The following is a 1,607-nucleotide window of genomic DNA, read 5'->3' as shown; positions in this document are numbered from 1 at the left end:
GCGCTGGCTGGCCGACGGCAACGACGAGACGATCCTCGTGGTGATCGACGACCTGGTCGGCTGCCTGACGCTGAAGGCGGTCGAAAGCTGACGCGCAATGCTGGACGACTGACCAAATAGGTGGTTCAGTAGTCGTGTGACACCGACGACATCGCTGCATCATCTGCACGCGGCGACCGCGGAGCTCGACCCGCCGCTGGCCGCCGTCGACCTGACCGCGCTCGACCGCAACGCCGCCGACCTGGTCCGGCGCGCGAACGGCATCGCGGTGCGGGTGGCGAGTAAATCCGTGCGCTGCCGGGCGGTGCTCGAGCGTGTACTCGGCGACGGACTGACCGCCCGCGACGGCTTCGCCGGGATCATGGCGTACTCGCTGCGTGAGGCCATCTGGCTGGTCCGCCTCGGCGCCCGCGACGTGCTGCTCGGGTACCCGGTTCTCGACCGTGCCGCGCTGGCCGAACTGGCTGCCGCCCCGGCCCTGCTCGAGGCGATCACGCTGATGATCGACGATGTCGCCCAGCTCGAACTCACCCGGGCCGCGCTCGGCACCGACTTGGTCCACCCCCGCGTCTGCCTCGACGTCGACGCGGCTTTGCGGATCGGCCCCCTGCACCTGGGTGCCCGGCGCTCGCCCGTGCGCAGCCCCGAGGACGCCGCCGCGCTGGCCGCCGAGGCGCTGCGGCGCGGGTTCGCTGTGGTCGGTGTGATGACCTACGAGTCGCAGATCGCCGGACTGCCCGACAGCAACCCCGCGGTGCGCGTGGTGAAACGCCTGTCCGCACTCGAAATCGGGCGCCGCCGTACCCGGGTGGTCGATGCTGTCCGGGCGGTGACGGGCCCGCTGGAGATCGTCAACAGCGGTGGCACCGGTTCGATCGAAGTCTCGATCACCGATCCCGATGTCACCGAGGTGACCGCCGGTTCCGGCCTCTACGTGCCGACCCTGTTCGACCACTACCGCTCGTTCACGCCCCGCCCCGCGCTGTTCTTCGCCACCCCGGTCCTGCGCAAACCCGCACCGACCATCGCGACCGTCTTCGCGGGCGGCTACATCGCGTCGGGCCCCGCGGGTCCGAGCCGCGTCCCGGTCCCCGTGTGGCCCGCCGGGCTGAAGCTGCTCGGCTCCGAAGGCGCGGGCGAAGTCCAGACGCCGCTGGCCGGTGGCGCCGAACTCGAGATCGGTGATCGTGTCTGGTTCCGCCATGCCAAGGCGGGCGAACTGTGCGAACGCTTCGCCGAGCTCCATCTGGTCGACGAGGCGGGCACCCGCACGACGGTTCCCACCTACCGCGGCGAAGGTCAGTGCTTCGGCTGAGGTCGACAGGCGTCTCAGCGCAGGAGCGCGATCACCTCGTCATCGTCGAGCTGGTGAAAGTCGCTGTACGCCATGCCGACTCCACCCAGGTCGGTGGGCGTCCACAGACAGACGAGCTCATCACATTCGCGCTCGACCCGCCGTGCCGCCTCGGGCGCGGACACCGGCACGGCCACCACCAGCAGATCCGGCCGCTGCGCCCGCGCCACCCGGCACGCGGCCACCATCGTGGCCCCGGTCGCGATCCCGTCATCGACGATCACCACCGTGCGCCGCGCCAGGGGAATCGAGT

2 protein-coding genes are annotated in these 1,607 nt (G+C 70.8%); one reads left to right on the top strand and one right to left on the bottom strand.

The genetic code is table 11. The features are described from left to right. Positions 1-136: 136 nt before the first annotated feature. Positions 137-1,315 (top strand): amino acid deaminase/aldolase, encoded by a 1,179-nt coding sequence (locus tag ACFWDO_RS21375; protein WP_380347183.1) that lies wholly within the window; start codon positions 137-139, stop codon positions 1,313-1,315. Positions 1,316-1,329: 14 nt separating this feature from the next. On the opposite strand, the gene ACFWDO_RS21370 is transcribed toward ACFWDO_RS21375, so the two are convergent. Next, positions 1,330-1,607: phosphoribosyltransferase family protein (locus ACFWDO_RS21370; protein WP_380347181.1), on the bottom strand; the 278-nt coding region annotated here is incomplete at its 5' end.

The organism is Isoptericola sp. NPDC060185, assembly GCF_042728595.1.
Lineage (GTDB): Bacteria > Actinomycetota > Actinomycetes > Actinomycetales > Cellulomonadaceae > Isoptericola.
This window is presented reverse-complemented; position numbering and strand designations above follow the sequence as displayed.